Source organism: Deltaproteobacteria bacterium, assembly GCA_016874775.1.
In the GTDB taxonomy this organism is placed as follows: Bacteria; Desulfobacterota; Binatia; order Bin18; family Bin18; genus VGTJ01.
Window position 1 is genome coordinate 70,129 of sequence record VGTJ01000001.1, and the last position, 16,487, is coordinate 86,615.

The following is a 16,487-nucleotide window of genomic DNA, read 5'->3' on the forward strand; positions in this document are numbered from 1 at the left end:
TTCCGTGGCCCCTTTCTGCATTTTTAATTCTTCCTTTTTCATTTTGTATTCTTGGCGCTTTCCTTGACAAAACTCTCGATTCACTCTAGGGGCTAGGTATCCTTGTTCGTAGGAGCAACTGTATGAATTTTGGTCTGCTCACCCTGTTCGATTACTACCCCGAGGATTGCTCACCCCAAGAATATTACCGCTTTCTATTGGATGAAATCGCGTACGCCGAAGACCTCGGCTTTGACTCGGTGTGGATGGGCGAGCATCATTTCTGTAACTACTTATGCCCATCGCCACAGGTGTTTGCTGCCGCAGTGGCCCAACGAACCAAGCGTCTGCGGCTCGGTACGGCGGTTGCCCTGCTGCCGTTACATGATCCTGTGCGTTTAGCTGAAGATTATGCGATGGTCGATGTGTTGAGTGACGGGCGGCTCGACTTCGGTGTCAGTCGCGGTTTTCAGAAGACTAGCTATGACGGTTTCGAGCGTTCGATGGATGACAGTCGAGAACGTTTTGCCGAAGGTATCGAGATTATTGATAAAGCATGGTCGCAAGACTCGATCTCTTACGAAGGCCAGTATCGACGACTATCGAATGTGTCCGTTTTACCTCGCCCAGTACAGCGTCCTCGCCCACCGATTTGGATTGGCGCGGGACCAACACCTGAGTCATACGAACTTGCAGCGGCGCATGGCTATAACATCCTGTTGGCTTCGGTATTCGCGCCGATCAAGACGTTCACTCCGTTTGTCAAACTCTATCGCGAGCGGTTGCAAGCTGCTGGATTCGATCCTGCGCAGATGTCCACTTCTACTGGGAATCACTGCTATGTAGGGACCTCTTCCGCGCAAGCGAAAGAGGTGTGGGCCAAGCACTACCTGCGCTATTTCCACTTCGTTTCCACCTTAGTGGAAGAGAAAGACTACCAGCAAAACAAACAGTTCAAAGCCTTTGCTGGGGTGAAGACATTTTTAGAAAAGGTTGATTTCGACAAAGCACGTCAGACCCTGGCGATTTGTGGCGATGCCGAAGAATGCATCGATCGTGTGGCGCAAGCCAAAGAAGCCGTCGGCAACACCCATTACTGGGTCTACTCCGATCTTGGTGGTTTGCCACGAGAAGAAGTGTGGGCGTCATTGCGCCGCTTTGCTGAGAAAGTAATGCCGAAGTTTCGCTGAGTACTGTGGACGCAATACGTATTCGCGGTGCCCGCGAACATAATCTGAAAAATATCTCGGTTGAGATCCCGCGTAACAAACTCGTGGTGATTACCGGAGTCTCAGGTTCGGGGAAGTCGTCGCTTGCGTTCGATACGCTCTATGCCGAAGGGCGGCGACGCTATGTCGAGTCGCTTTCCGCCTACGCGCGACAGTTTCTTGACCAACGGGCAAAACCAGATGTCGACGCTATCGAAGGTCTCTCTCCAGCGATTGCCATCGAACAACGCAGTGCGACGACATCGCCGCGTTCGACTGTTGCGACGGTAACCGAGATCGCCGATTATTTGCGAGTTCTCTATGCGCGCGTTGGTACACCATACTGCTTGCAGTGTGGACGAATTATTGCCCACCATAGCGTGCCGCAAATTGTCGATCGGATTGCCAGTCTCCCTGAAGGTTCGCGTTTGCATGTACTGGCGCCGATTCGACTGACTGAGGCGAAAAACTTTGTTGCGACTGTGCGTGAGTTGCGACAGGCGGGGTTTGTCCGTGTCCGTGTGGGGGAGACCCAGTACGAACTGGCAGAAGAAGCATCGTTGCCGCGAAAACCACCGAGTGAATTCGAGATTGTCATTGACCGCTTGATCGTGAGAAGCGGTATTGCCCAGCGTTTGGCGGACTCGCTCGAAACCGCGCTACGTCATGGCAAAGATGTGGTGAAAATTCTCGTTGGCGAGCATGAGGAATTGTTGTTTACTCAGCGCTTGGTCTGCGCAGCGTGTGGGTTTTCCTATCCTGAACTGACCCCAGCCTTCTTCTCTCCTAATAGCCCGCAGGGCACATGTGCGGAGTGTGATGGACTGGGGACACAGGTGGTGAAACAAAAGCCTAAGAAGGCAAGGGGCGCTGCTACAAGTGAAGAGGAGGGAGGAGAAATCACTTCATGCGCTGCGTGTCACGGGACACGGCTGCGATCGGAGGTGCAGGGCATTCGCCTCGCTGAGCGAGACATTACCCAAGTGCTGCAGATGTCAATCGTCGAGGCGCAGCAGTTTTTTGCTGCGTTGTCGCTCAGCGACCAACAGACCCTGATTGCCCAGCCCTTACGTCAAGCGATTGAGCTACGCCTGCAATTTCTCCTGAATATTGGTTTGAACTATCTTTCCCTTGATCGCCCCGCAAACACTCTTTCCGGTGGAGAAGTACAACGGGTGCGACTCGCAACGCAAATCGGAGGTGGGCTCTCTGGCGTTTTGTATGTGCTCGATGAACCGTCGATTGGGCTCCATCAACGTGACACTGAGCGTTTGCTGAGTGCGTTACGGGAATTGCGCGATCAAGGGAACTCGCTCGTTGTCGTAGAGCATGATCCTGAAACGATCTTGGCGGCTGATTATCTGCTCGATCTTGGTCCAGGCGCTGGAGCGCAAGGTGGTGAACTCTTGGCTGTCGGAACACCACAGGAAGTGATAGCCTCGCCTGCGTCAATTACAGGTAGTTATCTTCGTGGGGAGACGAAAATCCCTCTCCTAAAACAGCGACGAGCCGCGCAACAGTGGCTCACGCTTGCTGATGTGACGCTGCATAACCTCAAGAACGTTACCGCTCAATTCCCGCTTGGTACGCTTACCTGTGTGACCGGTGTCTCAGGTTCAGGAAAAAGCTCGCTGGTGATGGATGTGCTGTACCCACAGGTGACAATTCTATTGAACAAAAGGCAGGAAGGCGAAAAGGGCGTCAAACTGTCAGGCTGGCAGCAACTGAAGAGTGTCATTCGCGTCGATCAAGCTCCGATTAGTCGCACGCCGAATTCCAATGTTGCAACTTATCTTGGCTTGCTCAATCCAATACGCGACCTCTTTGCGCAATTGCCTGAAGCGCGGGTGCGCGGCTATGGACCAGAACGGTTCTCCTTCAACGTGAAAGGTGGTCGGTGCGAAGCTTGTGAAGGTGACGGGGTCGTTGCAGTCGAAATGCATCTGCTGCCAGATTTATATGTTGAGTGTGATGTCTGTCACAGTACTCGCTACAACCGCGAAACCTTAGAAGTGCGCTTCCGGGGAAAAAATATTGCTGAGGTGCTCAGCCTGTCAGTTGCTGAAGCGCTGGCTTTTGGTGGTGACGTTCCGCTGCTGCGCCCTAAACTCGAAACTCTGCGTGATGTCGGCTTGGAATATCTCCGCTTAGGACAGCCAGCGCCAACGCTTTCTGGCGGAGAAGCGCAGCGTCTCAAGCTGGCCAAGGAACTGAGCCGTAAAGCATCTGGTCACACGCTGTATATCCTCGACGAACCAACCACAGGTCTCCATTTTGCTGATATTCATCGTTTACTGCATGTTCTGCAAATGTTGGTCGAAGGCGGGCATACGGTCATTGTCATCGAGCATAATCTCGAAGTGATTAAGACGGCCGACTACGTCATTGATCTTGGCCCCGAAGGCGGTATAGAAGGCGGAGAGATTGTTGCGGTCGGAACACCGGAAGAGATTGCGCAGGTGGAACGTTCGCATACGGGACGGTTTTTACGGTCGGTGCTTAGGTAGTGTAGACCATATGATTACCGACAAATTGGATGAGGGATTGGTCATTAAACAGACTTCCAGGATCCTTCACTCAGGTTTCAGGATTCCAGCGTATCCCCCATCGCGTTTTAAGCTTTTCACAAAGACAGTAACTGGTTGTTTTTTTGATTCTTGTTGATTTAATAACTGCAAGATCTGCTGTGCCACTCGAGTGGCGAAAACGTTAGGTGCCAATCCTGGAGAAAAACCATAACCCCCTTCTTTGGCACGACATGAAGAGACAAAGTTCATGATACCCATAGGATAGCCACTAAGCGTGTCAAGCCTTCATGGGACATACCATTTGTGTTCGTTTACTTTTCTTGCTGGATCGAGATTTAGAATAGCATGAGTGTGAATGAGATTTGGACGAGCCTTCGGGAGAGTAGAAAAAGCACATTCTTCTTTTGACCAGCAGGCTAGAACGAAACTCTCTATTTTCTCAAAATAGGAGTTAAGTTCTTTGCCAATTTCTAATGTAGCGGCAAGGCGCGCCGCAAATATACAAGCTGTCAAACAAATGTCTGGAGAGTTGGGGGCAAGAGCAAAAGAAGCTAAACTTGATTCACGATTATATGAGGGTTGGTATGCTTTTCGGTAACAAGCAACAATATAATTATAAATAGGTTCGCGGAAGTCCTGAACGGGTTCGCCAAGTTGCCGTAAGATTAATAGGCAGACATGAAGATCAACCAAATCACCCTCATGCGAGCGGTTCTTGGTAATTGCCGACAAATCGGTACGAACCTGATCCGTCATTTCTCTCCTGTCTTTTTCAGAAAACCATCCTTCTTCCTCTACCTCTTTGATTTTTGTGCTGAGTGGTGTGTCACATGGCAAATCGATCATCGCCTTGATTACGACAATTTTCGCCCTGAAATCTTGAAGTTTACGCTTTAACCCACTTCTTAGGCCATGCTCATTTACGAAGTTGAAGAGGGAGTCCTTATGGAAATCAGTTTTCTGGTTGAGGAGTTGTTCTACCTCAACAGCGTGGCTTGTTGCAACGAGAGACGGGTTGTCCCATTGAGAGACTTCTTCAATGAACGCCGCCTCAAACTTGAGATCTTCCGTAACGACAGGAGGATTAGACTGCCGTCGGTTACGCAAGAGAGAGAAGAGCCAGTCGAATAAGAAGAAGGACACGGATGCAATGAAGAAAATGGCCGAAACCAAAAAAAAGAGGAAAAAATAAGTTCATCACAGTAACCTTTTCTCGTTCTAGCTAGCGATCCTAAAAAGAAAATGAAACGCTAGCGGAAAAACGAGAGAACATGCAGCAATACCAAACAAAAAAACGTGCCGGAAAGAGGTCACTTTGTTTGATGAAGTAAAAACTCGAGTACAGAATAGAAAAATAAACACAATAACCACAAGAGACAAGGTAAGCATCGCCTTCTCACAGTCGAGGGAAGCTTGGTTATCGCACTTTCGCCCCATGATGACAGCAAGCTTTGTTTGACCGCCAGGCTTTGGAAGGATCCAAGAAGAAAATAACGAAACAAGAGAAACGTTGAGGAAATTCTGAGTGGCGCTTCCGATATCTTTCCATGATCTCCGTACGCTTTTCTTTGGACTTCTAGAGGCAGGTTTTGCGTACCATGGATCCTGACGATTGGTTCTTAATCTTCTGTGGAAAAAAAGAGTTATACTTCTTAGTGATGGTTCATTTTGTACTCTCCTGACATCAACGAAAGAGAAATGCGCACTCATCATGACAGTAATGGCTAAGGGAAGAAAGACTGTATATATACAAAAATTCATTGTCATTACGTCTTTGAGGATGTCGAACACCATACTTGTTGTGACCTTTTGACGGAAATCTAGCGGTTTATTTCAGATAGAGCGAAGGGTTGTCAAGCTATTCGCTTCAGAAAGAGCGTGAGTTCAAGCATAGAAACAAAGCAGACTCTTCAAACAAAAGCCCCAGGTTCCCTTGACAGCTCTCAGCCTGCATCTTATCGTAGACTTGTAAGGTCCATTTTAAGACACGTAAAACGTACCCAGTAAAACGTAATAAGGAAGAGTGGGGTGGTTACGCATCACGTTTTACGTTTTCTGCAGGAAGAAAAGCATGGCGCAAGCGACAATTGATATCAGTGAGAATGCGGCAAAGAAGATTCAGTCACTCTTGGCTCAACAGGAAAAAGACGCACAGGGGCTGAGGGTCAAGGTTGTTGGCGGGGGGTGTTCAGGGCTCTCGTACAAGATGGACCTTGATGTCCAACGTGATGGTGACCGAGTCTTTGAGCGCGATAACGTTAAAGTGATTGTTGATCGCAAAAGTTTTATTTATCTCCGCGGCACCGAGCTAGACTACGCTGACGGGCTGATGGACTCTGGGTTCAAACTACAAAACCCTAACGTCAAACGCTCGTGTGGCTGTGGTAGCTCGTTCTCGGTGTAAGCCGCGCTGTATGATGCATGACTACTGTTGCTGTTCTGCGGTGTTGGCGGTGTGCCCATGAGCATTCCGCCACACTCTTCTGCCCGCGCTGCTCTGCCGTTCAACCCCTCCCACCTCAGACCGATTATTTCACTGTTTTTGGCTTACCCCTTCGACCAGCAATCGATGAAGCTGGGCTGACTCAGCGGTATTACGACCTCAGCCGCCGTCTTCATCCTGACCTGTACCAGGCTGGCACTGCAGAAGAAAAAGACGCGAGTCTGAAAAATACGGTTCTTTTGAATCGCGCGTATCGGACCTTGCGGGATCTGATTACGCGTGGTCAATACTGGCTTGAAATGCAAGGCGAAGCCCTCGGGAAGGAGAACAACCGTGTCCCGCCGACGCTTGCTGCCTTGGTGTTCGAGGTACAAGAGAAATTGGCCGAGATCCGTGATGCGCGAGCTGCAGGTGACGGTGAGGTCGATATCGCTACTCTGACGGAAATTCGCGCTGACCTGGATGGACAAATGCAGCGACTCCGTACCGCCTTAGTTGGGAATCTTGAGCAGTGGCCTGAGCCCTCGCGCTCGCAAGAATTACTTGTGCAACTGAAACGGTTATTATCTGAAATTGCTTATTTGCGTACCTTGTTACGTGATGTGGAAAAAGAGAGTGAGGTTTCGTGGAACGCATAGTTGGTATCGACCTTGGAACAACCAACAGTCTGATTGCTTTTGTAGATGGCGAGACACCACGTGTGATCGCTGATCCTACTAGCGGTGATCCATTGCTTCCCTCGGTCGTTGCATTTCTTACCAACGGCCAGATTGAGGTTGGACAGGAGGCCAAGGCGCTTCTTGCCGACCAGCCACTGACAACGATTCAATCGGTGAAACGCTTCATGGGATTAGGCATGGAGCATGTTAATGTGGAAGACCGTCGACGCTATCGTTTTGCTGATGAAGGTGGTGTTGTCCGCTTCGCGTTGCCAGGCCATCCCTATACTGCACCGGAAGTGTCTGCCTTTATCTTACGAGCCTTGCGAGATCGCGCAGCAGTGTACTTAAAAGAACCCATCAATAAAGTAGTGATTACTGTTCCTGCGTATTTTAACGACTCGCAACGACAAGCCACGAAGGATGCCGGTCGATTAGCAGGGCTAGAAGTGGTGCGCTTAGTCAATGAGCCCACTGCCGCATCGCTTGCCTACGGCCTTGATAAGAAGGAAGAGGGGCTTATTGCTGTCTATGATTTGGGTGGCGGCACCTTCGACATTTCGATCTTGCGATTGCACACCGGAATCTTTGAAGTCCTGTCGACCAATGGTGATACGCGACTGGGTGGGGATGATATCGACCAGCGGATCGCAGAACGGTTTCTTCTGGTAGGCCTTCCTGAAGCAGTACAGCATGATCCGCACGTTGCCAGTAGTGCCCGGCGTGTGGCCGAACAAGCAAAGCGAGCCCTCTCTGACAACGATGACACGCAACTGCGCTTAGAAGTGCCGGAGAAGAAGGTGTCGATTACGCGAACCCTCGCGCGCAAAGAGTTAGAAGCTGCGGTTGATGATATCGTTGCACGGACCTTAGCTCCGTGCCGACAAGCATTAAAAGACGCCGGCCTTGAACCACGCGAGATCGATGAAGTGGTGATGGTGGGTGGCTCGACGCGGATGCCGTTGGTGCGCCGGCGTGTTGGTGAGTTCTTTGGTCGCAAGCCACTGACTGACCTCAACCCTGACGAAGTTGTTGCGTTGGGGGCAGCAGTACAAGCCGATACACTTGCCGGACGTCGTAAAGACATGTTGCTGCTTGATGTGGTGCCGCTCTCGCTGGGTATTGAGACGATGGGCGGAGTAATGAGTCGCCTGATCGAACGCAATACGACGATTCCCACGAGTGTGAAAGAAACCTATACGACAGCAGTGGATGACCAGACCGCGGTCGATATACACGTTCTGCAAGGCGAGCGTGAATTGGTGCAGGATTGCCGCAGCCTCGCGCGCTTCAAAGTGCCGATCGATCCCCAACCAGCGGGAATGCCGCGTATCGAAGTGACGTTCATGATCGATGCGAATGGCATCCTCAATGTTGCCGCTTTAGATATGCGCACAGGGCGTGAGCGTTCAGTCGAGGTCAAACCTTCATATGGGTTGACTGATGAAGAAATTGAGCGGTTGCTCGAAGAGTCGATCGATTTTGCCGAAGACGATGTCACTCGCAGATTGATCATCGAAGCGCGCACGGAAGCAGATACCTTACTGCATGTGACAGAAAAGCAATTGCAGCAACACGCTGCGTTTCTTCAGCTTGGCGAAGAAGCGAAGATTCGCGCTGTCGTGGCGGCTCTCAAAGAAGCGAAAGAGGGCGAGGACTATAATCGCACTCGTGACCTGATTGAAGAATTAGGGACGACCTCAGCACCTTTTGCGCAGCGGATTATGGATACCTCGATTGGTGAAGCATTGGGAGGAAGAGAGTTGGGAAGGGTGTAGCTGCTGGGAGTGCGGGCGTCCCGCCCGCAAAAAAGGCGACCGAGACGGTCGCGCTCCCGGGAACAAGTGAGGAATATATGAAACTCTACTGGGACACTCCCGAAGATATTGCTGAACAACTTTTCGAAGCTCACGCTGAGATTGACCCACTCACCGTGCGTTTTACTGACTTACATCGTTGGATAATAGAGCTGGAAGGGTTCGCAGATGACCCAAAAGCATCCAGTGAAGGAAAACTAGAAAAAATTCAAATGACCTGGCTAGAACTCTACAAAGAACAAAACGAATGATATACACTATGTAGTGTTGTCTAGAGTCCAGCCCGTAAGGGCTGTTGGTTGTGGTGGATGTGGCGATCAAGGAAGTGATCCTTGGTCAGAAAGGGTAGGAGGCTTCAGTATGAAGGACCAACGTGTCGCGGATGGGGGAGCAGGCGTTTTCCAGCCGGATTTTCTTCTTCCTCTCCAATTCTTCACCGGGACCCGTGGAAAAGGATGTGGCGAAGGCGAGCGTCGTTTGATGCTGGCCATCTTGGAAGATGCGGTTGATTGTTTCCAGAAATATCTGGGAACGCGGGAAAGTCGCGGTCGACTGCTTTGCTCTGATGCTGAGGAGTGGTTTATGTCAGATGACCGCAGTTGGCTGTTCTCATTCGTCAATGTCTGCGAAGTGCTCGGATTACAGCCCGACTTTATTCGTGAAGGGTTACAGGACTGGAAGACGAGACAGCTGGAAAAAGCATTGTCACCAAAGCCACCGGTAGCAGATGGACCAACACAAGCAAGAGGTCGAAAACGGGGGACGTTGGTGGCGGCGTAAGTTGTCGGTAGGGTGAAGAAGAGATTTGAGCTGATCTCTTTTTCGCGGTAACTCCTCACAATGGTCATTCTGAGCAACGCGAGGAATGTGTCAGTAAGACTCTTCGCTACGCTCAGAGTGACGTTGTCGTTGTCCAGGTCACTTGAGACCTGACTGCGTGCGGCCAACTCGACAGAGCAAGCAACGAACGAACCGTTCATGCCCATACGCAAATCCCTCACCCGTCGTACCGTACTCGCCTTCTTGTGGGGCAAGGATCACCTTGCGCGTTTGTTCGGACGGACGAAGCCGTACAATGTTGTTCGTCTCGAACTGTCTGGCGCTTTACCAGAAGAGGCAGGACTCTCTCTGACCAATCTGTGGCATCGTACGAGCCTTGATTTTTTCTCTGCAACGTCGTTGTTGCGTTGGTTGAGAGAAGATCCGCAGGTGAAAGCTGTCGTGCTGACGATTGCTGACCTCGAAGTGGGATGGGCGCGACTCCAAAGCCTGCGCCGTTCGCTTTTGGCGTTACGTCAGGCAGGAAAACTCGTATGGGTGTACGTTGCCGAAGGTGGCATGCGTGAATACTATTTCGCCAGTGCCGCCGATAAAATCTTCCTCGCTCCTGCTGGGCATCTGGCGATCACTGGGTTGGCGGCAGAGACCATGTTCTTTAAAGGCGCGCTAGATAAACTTGGGGTGACGGCACAAGTCCATCGTGCTGGCCGCTACAAGTCGGCGGCTGAGCCGTTTACGCACGAATCGATGTCGCCAGCCAATCGTGAAATGCTCGATAGCTTGCTTGATGACCTCTATGGCCAGATTGTTGATGACATTGCCGACGCCCGTCGCAAGGCAAAGGCCGATGTGCGCGCACTGATTGATCATGGGTTATTTCTCGCTCGCGAAGCCCTGGCGGCTGGGTTGATCGATCACGTTGGGTACGAGGATGAAATCGATACACTGCTGGAAGCGCAATTGGGCGAGGTCGAAACGATTGAACTTGCGGACTATCAACGCCAGTACGGACGGACGCTCCGACGACGATTACTGCGGGAGGATCATGGAAAGATCGCAGTGGTCACAGTAGATGGTCCGATCAAACGTGGAGAGTCCGTCGATGGTGGTGAGGGAACGCACGCGGTGGGATCGACCTCTTTTGCTGCCGATGTGAAAGAGGCGCGCGAAGATGAGTCGATTGCCGCGATTGTCGTACGCATCACCAGTCCCGGCGGTTCTGGATTAGCGTCTGATCTGATGTGGCGCGAACTGGTCAAAACCAGTGGAGAAAAACCAATAGTGATATCGATGGGCGATGTTGCCGCCTCTGGGGGATATTATCTGGCACTTGCTGGTGGAAAAGTGTTCGCCGAGGCCGGCACCATTACTGGTTCCATTGGCGTGATCGCTGGTAAAGCGGTCTTACGTGATCTGTATACACGTGTTGGCGTGAATAAAGATATTATTACGCGGGGGAAAAAAGCTGCACTCTTTTCAGATTACCATGAGTTTTCCCCAGCTGAACGAGAACGTTTGGATTTTGAGATTCAAGCGTTTTATCAAGACTTCCTCTCCAAAGTCGCTTCTTGTCGCTCGTTAAGTATCGAGGCGGTTGAACCCAATGCCCAAGGCCGAGTTTGGAGCGGGCGACAGGCCTGGTCGCGCGGACTGATTGACGAGATTGGCGGCCTCGAAGAAGCGTTGCGCGAGGCCAAACACCGAGCTGGTTTTGCTGCCGATCAACCCGTTATGGTCGAACGCTTCCCCAGGCCTTCGTCCGTGTGGCAATTGCCAAAACTCCTGCGTCGTTTTCCCCGTACGCGCCTCGGCCTTCCCCTGTGGTGGGGGCAAGAGCGAGTCTGGGCCATTATGCCGTTTTCTCTACGATTTTTATAAGGTGAGGGGCTCCGTATTCTTGGTGCTTGTAATAGGAACCCAGCTACGCTAGGTTCCTGACAATTTCTTTGCACAACCCCCCTTTCATAAGGGATAAGACAGAAAGGAAAAGGAATGGCGACGACCCCAGTAGCTTCTGCGCTACCGAAACAGGTGCAGGAGCGGGAGAGTGTAGTTATCCGTTTCGCTGGTGACTCTGGCGATGGGATGCAAGTGACCGGGACGCAGTTTGCGACTGAGTCGGTGCTGGCTGGCAATGATATTGGTACACTGCCGGATTTCCCCGCAGAAATCCGCGCTCCTACCGGAACCCTGTATGGTGTGAGTGCGTTTCAGGTGCAGTTTGGCAGTCGGAGTGTATACACTCCTGGTGATGATCTTGATGCGCTGGTGGTGATGAACCCAGCCGCGCTAAAGACCAACCTTGGCGATCTGAAACAGAATGGGGTGCTTATTGTTGATAAGGAAGAGTTCAACGAAGCGAACCTGAAGAAAGCCGATTACACTACCAATCCTCTAGAGGATGGATCGCTCGCCAAGTATCAAGTATATCCGATCGAAATCACCAGGATGACAACCTCTGCACTGGAGGCGCTCAACTTGCCGAATCGGTCGGTTATGCGTTCTCGCAACTTCTTTGCCTTGGGGGTAGTGTCCTGGCTCTATCAACGACCGATTGAAAATACTTTGCAGTGGATCAACCAACGCTTCAAGCGCAATAATGAAGTCCTCGAAGCGAATACACGAGCACTCAAAGGCGGCTACGATTACGCCGAGAATACTGAAATTTTTGCTTCGTCGTATTCAGTCAAACCTGCGCAAATTGCGCCAGGGACCTATCGTAATATCTCAGGCAATACGGCAACAGCCCTCGGGTTCGTGGTGGCCGCGAAGAAAGCCGGTCTGCCTTTGTTCTTAGGCAGTTATCCCATCACCCCAGCGAGTGATGTCCTGCATGAACTTGCGTCCTTCAAAGATTTCGGCGTCATGACATTTCAGGCCGAAGACGAAATTGCCGGGGTCGGCTCAGCGTTGGGAGCGGCGTTTGGTGGGTCAATCGCGATCACCACGACCGCTGGTCCAGGCATGAACCTGAAAGCTGAGACCATTGGTTTGGCGACAGTTGTCGAACTCCCCATGGTCATTACTGACATTCAGCGGTCAGGGCCGAGTACTGGTATGCCGACGAAGCCTGAACAGTCGGATCTCTTACAGGCGTTGTATGGTCGGCATGGCGACGCACCAATTCCTGTTGTTGCGGCATCGACTCCTTCGGATTGTTTCTTTGCCGCGTTTGAGGCGGTCCGTATTGCAGTGACGTATATGACGCCCGTCGTTCTGCTCACTGATGGTTATCTGGCCAATGCGTCTGAGCCGTGGCTGTTACCGAAAGTTTCTGACTTGCCGGAGATCAACATTCAGTTCCGGACCGACCCACAAGGGTTTTTTCCGTATCTGCGAGATGAGAACACGCTCGCTCGTCCCTGGGTACGGCCAGGAACTCCTGGGCTCGAACACCGTGTGGGCGGGTTGGAGAAGGATTATACGACCGGCAACATCAGTTATGCGCCAGCGAACCACGAACAAATGGTGCGAGTCCGCTTTCGCAAGGTGGCGAAGATCACCCAAGATATTCCACCGACCAAGGTTCATGGTCCTGAGCGAGGCAAACTGTTGGTGATTGGTTGGGGAAGCACCTACGGTTCGATCACTGCAGCGGTCGGCGAATCTCAGCAACAAGGCAAGTCTGTGTCGCATGTCCACTTACGGCACTTGAACCCACTTCCGGCGGACCTCGGCGAGGTCATGTCTCGTTTCGAAAAAGTCTTAGTGGTGGAGATGAACATGGGGCAACTGCTACGTGTGTTGCGTGCAGAGTACTTGATTGACGCAGTAGGGCTCAACAAAATTCAGGGACGCCCATTCAAAGTTTCCGAGATTATTACCCGGATCGACCGTATGTTGGAGGAATAGCGACAATGAGCACGGCAACTGCACCGAAACTTACCCGTAAAGATTTTGCTTCAGATCAGGATGTTCGTTGGTGCCCAGGGTGCGGCGATTATTCGATCCTTGCCCAAGTGCAGAAAATTTTTCCTGAACTTGAGGTACCGAAGGAAAATGTCGTCTTCATCTCCGGAATTGGCTGTTCGAGCCGCTTTCCGTATTACATGAACACCTATGGTTTTCACACCATTCACGGTCGAGCACCGGCGATTGCGACCGGCTTGAAAGTGTCTCGACCTGACCTCATGGTATGGGTGGTAACTGGCGATGGGGACGCGCTCAGCATTGGTGGGAACCATTTGTTACATGCCTTACGGCGCAACGTCGATCTCAAAATTCTGCTATTCAATAACCGCATTTATGGTTTGACCAAGGGACAATTTTCCCCGACCTCAGAACTGGGGAAGGTGACGAAATCGACACCGATGGGCTCCTCTGACCATCCAGTGAATCCGTTGCTGTTTGCGCTCGGAGCTGATGCGACCTTCATTGGCCGTACGATCGACGTCGAAGCCAAACATCAACAAGACATGCTCAAGCGCGCGGCTGCTCATAAAGGTGCGTCGATCATCGAAATCCTCCAGAACTGTAACGTCTATAATGATGGTGCGTGGGATGCTCTCACGGATAAACAGACGAAAGCTGATAGCCAACTTGTCCTAGAGCACGGCAAGCCGATGATCTTTGGCAAAAACAAAGACAAAGGGATTCGGCTCAAAGGTATGACACCGGAGGTCGTTACCCTTGGTGATGGGGTAAGCACTTCAGACCTTCTGGTTCATGACGAGACCGACCCGGTGCTGGGCTTTTTGGTGAGTCGTATGGCGCCGCCGCAGTTTCCCACACCTATTGGCGTTGTCCGCGTCGCTCAACGCCCAAGCTTTGATGAATTGATGAACCGTCAGCTCACTGAGGCGCAGAAAGCTGGCTCCGGTGATTTAGAAAAGCTGCTGCACAGTGGCGACGTGTGGACGGTGAAATAATTACCAAGACACAGAAGAAGGACGTATTTATGGCCCAACAAGTACAACGAGTCCCGAAAGAAGAACAAGCTGAATTGAAAAGACGTATTCGCATGTTGAAAGCGAAACGTGACGAAGCCATTTCGCAGAAAGACTCTAAAAAAGTGTCAAGCTTGCGGCGTGGCATTCGTACGCTCAAACGACGCACCCGCGTTGTTGCTCAAGCGGTGAAGGCCGAAGCCGCAACGGCAAAAGCGGCGGCAGATGCTACGGCAGCCCAAGCTGCACCAGCCCAAGCTGCACCAGCAGCAGCTCCGCAAGAGGCAGCATCCTAGTTTTTTTCGTTGTTCCTGACAATCGCATTGCTGTTCCTTAAGAGGGCATGGACCTCCATGCCCTCTTTCTCTTTGCTGCCCTGCCTTTTCGCTCCGGCCCCTGAATTCCGGCAATCTCTAGTTGCGCTCACTCAGTCGAGTCGATAAGATCAGCGCCTTTCTGACGGTCGAGTGGGGATGTACATGAAAACCATGACTGGCGCGCAAATCATGATTGAAAGCCTCCTAGCAGAAGGAGTTGATACCATTTTTGGTTATCCTGGTGGGGCTATCCTTCCGACATACGATGCGTTGGTGCAGAACCCAGCCTTACGTCACATTCTTGTACGTCATGAACAGGGTGCTGCCCATATGGCTGAAGGATATGCGCGCGTGTCTGGCCGCCCAGGGGTTTGTCTGGTGACCTCTGGTCCTGGTGCGACGAATACCGTCACTGGTATCGCCGATGCCTACATGGACTCAACACCGCTGGTGGTGATCACTGGTCAGGTGCCGACCAGTATGATCGGCAACGATGCGTTTCAAGAAGCTGATCTCACGGGGATTACTCGCCCCTGTACAAAGCATAACTACCTTATCCGCAATGTGAACGATATCACGCGGGTGATGAAAGAGGCGTTTTATATTGCTGGGAGTGGCCGCCCGGGTCCGGTGTTAGTTGATTTTCCCAAAGATGTGCAAAATGCGACTGCACCATTCAAGTATCCTGAGACGGTTGACATCCGTGGCTATAAACCAACGATGAAAGGCAATGAGCGTCAGATTGAAAAGGCACTCGAAGCCATCGAGAAATCCGAGAAGCCGCTCTTTTACGTTGGTGGAGGAGTGCAGTGGTCTGATGCCGCTGCGTCACTGACGGAGTTGGTACGCGGGCTCAAGGTGCCGATTACGACCACGGTGATGGCGCTCGGTGTGTTCCCCAGTTCTGATCCTTTGTGTCTCGGGATGTTAGGGATGCACGGTGGCTACTGGACCAACATGGCGGTGCAGAGCTGCGATACGCTGATTGCCATTGGCGCCCGCTTTGATGACCGCGTGACTGGGCGCCTCTCTGACTTTGCTCCCAATGCAAAAACTATCATCCATGTTGACATTGACCCAGCTTCGATCAGTAAAAATATCAAGGTGCATATTCCTATCGTGGGTGACATCAAAGAAGTTGTCAGCACCATGCTGAAGAAGGTGAAAAGCCAAGAGGGCCTGGCTCCTCGCCAGAAAGTCTGGGCGGAGTGGCACAAGCAGATTATGCAGTGGAAAGAAGAGAAGCCACTGCCGTATGAGCATGCGAAGCCTGAGGAGAACGCTCGTCCGCGCGATGTCCTTGAGGAGATCCATACGATTACGAAAGGTGACGCCATTGTGGTCACCGATGTTGGGCAACATCAAATGTGGACGGCGCAGATGATGCCGTTCGATCATCCGCGGTCGTGGCTGACCTCTGGTGGACTTGGAACGATGGGGTATGGGCTACCGGCTGGCATTGGTGCTTATTTTGCTGCTCCCGACCGACCGGTGGTTGTTGTCAGTGGTGATGGTAGCATTCAGATGAACATTCAAGAGCTTGCCACTGCGGTGCAATATAGAGTCCCAGTAAAAGTCGTCATTATGAACAACTACTACCTGGGCATGGTGCGCCAATGGCAAGAGAAATTTTATGAAGGACGTTATTCGCACTCCTACATGGAATCGATGCCGAACTTTGTCAAATTAGCTGAAGCCTACGGTGCGGCGGGATTTCGTGTGGAAAAAGCGAAGGATCTGTCAGCGACATTAAAGGAAGCATTCGCCACCCCAGGGCCGGCGATGGTGGATGTCGTTATTCCGCAAAGTGAAGGTGTGTTCCCGATGGTGCCGGCGGGGAGCGCCATGCACGAGATGCTTTTCGCGTAAA

Annotated in this window: 14 protein-coding genes; 12 read left to right on the forward strand and 2 right to left on the reverse strand. The window is 51.6% G+C overall.

Features of this window, described 5'->3' with window-relative positions; translation table 11 throughout:
* The first annotated feature begins 122 nt into the window (after positions 1-122).
* Positions 123-1,169, forward strand: coding sequence for an LLM class flavin-dependent oxidoreductase (locus FJ147_00315; GenBank protein ID MBM4254322.1), 1,047 nt, complete (start codon positions 123-125; stop codon positions 1,167-1,169).
* Positions 1,166-3,694, forward strand: a complete 2,529-nt coding sequence (gene uvrA / locus FJ147_00320; GenBank protein MBM4254323.1) for an excinuclease ABC subunit A — start codon at positions 1,166-1,168, stop codon at positions 3,692-3,694. The genes FJ147_00315 and uvrA overlap by 4 nt, the downstream gene beginning before the upstream one ends.
* Positions 3,695-3,760: 66 nt before the next feature.
* Here uvrA and FJ147_00325 read toward each other — a convergent pair whose 3' ends face one another.
* Together FJ147_00325 and FJ147_00330 are read right to left on the reverse strand one after the other, a co-directional pair.
* Positions 3,761-3,973, reverse strand: a complete 213-nt coding sequence (locus tag FJ147_00325; GenBank protein MBM4254324.1) for a hypothetical protein — start codon at positions 3,971-3,973, stop codon at positions 3,761-3,763.
* Between the two features lie 27 nt (positions 3,974-4,000).
* Positions 4,001-4,858 carry a hypothetical protein gene (locus tag FJ147_00330; protein ID MBM4254325.1) on the reverse strand — a complete coding sequence of 286 codons (858 nt, stop codon included), beginning with the start codon at positions 4,856-4,858 and terminating at the stop codon, positions 4,001-4,003.
* 928 nt (positions 4,859-5,786) lie between these two features.
* Between FJ147_00330 and FJ147_00335 the strand changes: the two genes are divergently transcribed.
* The 10 genes from FJ147_00335 to ilvB all read left to right on the forward strand — a co-directional run bounded on the left by FJ147_00335 (position 5,787) and on the right by ilvB (position 16,486).
* Positions 5,787-6,119: an iron-sulfur cluster assembly accessory protein gene (locus FJ147_00335; GenBank protein MBM4254326.1), complete on the forward strand. Its 333-nt coding sequence runs from the start codon at positions 5,787-5,789 to the stop codon at positions 6,117-6,119.
* Between the two features lie 17 nt (positions 6,120-6,136).
* Positions 6,137-6,796 (forward strand): Fe-S protein assembly co-chaperone HscB, encoded by a 660-nt coding sequence (gene hscB, locus FJ147_00340; protein MBM4254327.1) that lies wholly within the window; start codon positions 6,137-6,139, stop codon positions 6,794-6,796.
* Positions 6,784-8,595, forward strand: coding sequence for a Fe-S protein assembly chaperone HscA (gene hscA, locus FJ147_00345; protein ID MBM4254328.1), 1,812 nt, complete (start codon positions 6,784-6,786; stop codon positions 8,593-8,595). The genes hscB and hscA overlap by 13 nt, the downstream gene beginning before the upstream one ends.
* A 77-nt stretch (positions 8,596-8,672) precedes the next feature.
* Positions 8,673-8,885: a Fe-S cluster assembly protein IscX gene (iscX, locus tag FJ147_00350; GenBank protein ID MBM4254329.1), complete on the forward strand. Its 213-nt coding sequence runs from the start codon at positions 8,673-8,675 to the stop codon at positions 8,883-8,885.
* A gap of 109 nt (positions 8,886-8,994) precedes the next feature.
* A complete protein-coding gene (locus FJ147_00355; protein ID MBM4254330.1) occupies positions 8,995-9,414 on the forward strand; it encodes a hypothetical protein in 420 nt (139 codons plus the stop codon).
* A gap of 198 nt (positions 9,415-9,612) precedes the next feature.
* The gene (sppA, locus tag FJ147_00360; protein MBM4254331.1) at positions 9,613-11,292 is read left to right on the forward strand and encodes a signal peptide peptidase SppA; all 1,680 of its coding nucleotides are present in this window, start codon (positions 9,613-9,615) and stop codon (positions 11,290-11,292) included.
* A 114-nt stretch (positions 11,293-11,406) separates the two neighbouring features.
* Complete coding sequence (locus FJ147_00365; GenBank protein ID MBM4254332.1) at positions 11,407-13,266, forward strand: 2-oxoacid:acceptor oxidoreductase subunit alpha; 1,860 nt, start codon at positions 11,407-11,409, stop codon at positions 13,264-13,266.
* A gap of 5 nt (positions 13,267-13,271) precedes the next feature.
* Positions 13,272-14,282 carry a 2-oxoacid:ferredoxin oxidoreductase subunit beta gene (locus tag FJ147_00370; GenBank protein ID MBM4254333.1) on the forward strand — a complete coding sequence of 337 codons (1,011 nt, stop codon included), beginning with the start codon at positions 13,272-13,274 and terminating at the stop codon, positions 14,280-14,282.
* Between the two features lie 29 nt (positions 14,283-14,311).
* Positions 14,312-14,596: a hypothetical protein gene (locus tag FJ147_00375; GenBank protein ID MBM4254334.1), complete on the forward strand. Its 285-nt coding sequence runs from the start codon at positions 14,312-14,314 to the stop codon at positions 14,594-14,596.
* Between the two features lie 183 nt (positions 14,597-14,779).
* Positions 14,780-16,486: a biosynthetic-type acetolactate synthase large subunit gene (gene ilvB, locus FJ147_00380; protein MBM4254335.1), complete on the forward strand. Its 1,707-nt coding sequence runs from the start codon at positions 14,780-14,782 to the stop codon at positions 16,484-16,486.
* Position 16,487: the final 1 nt, after the last annotated feature.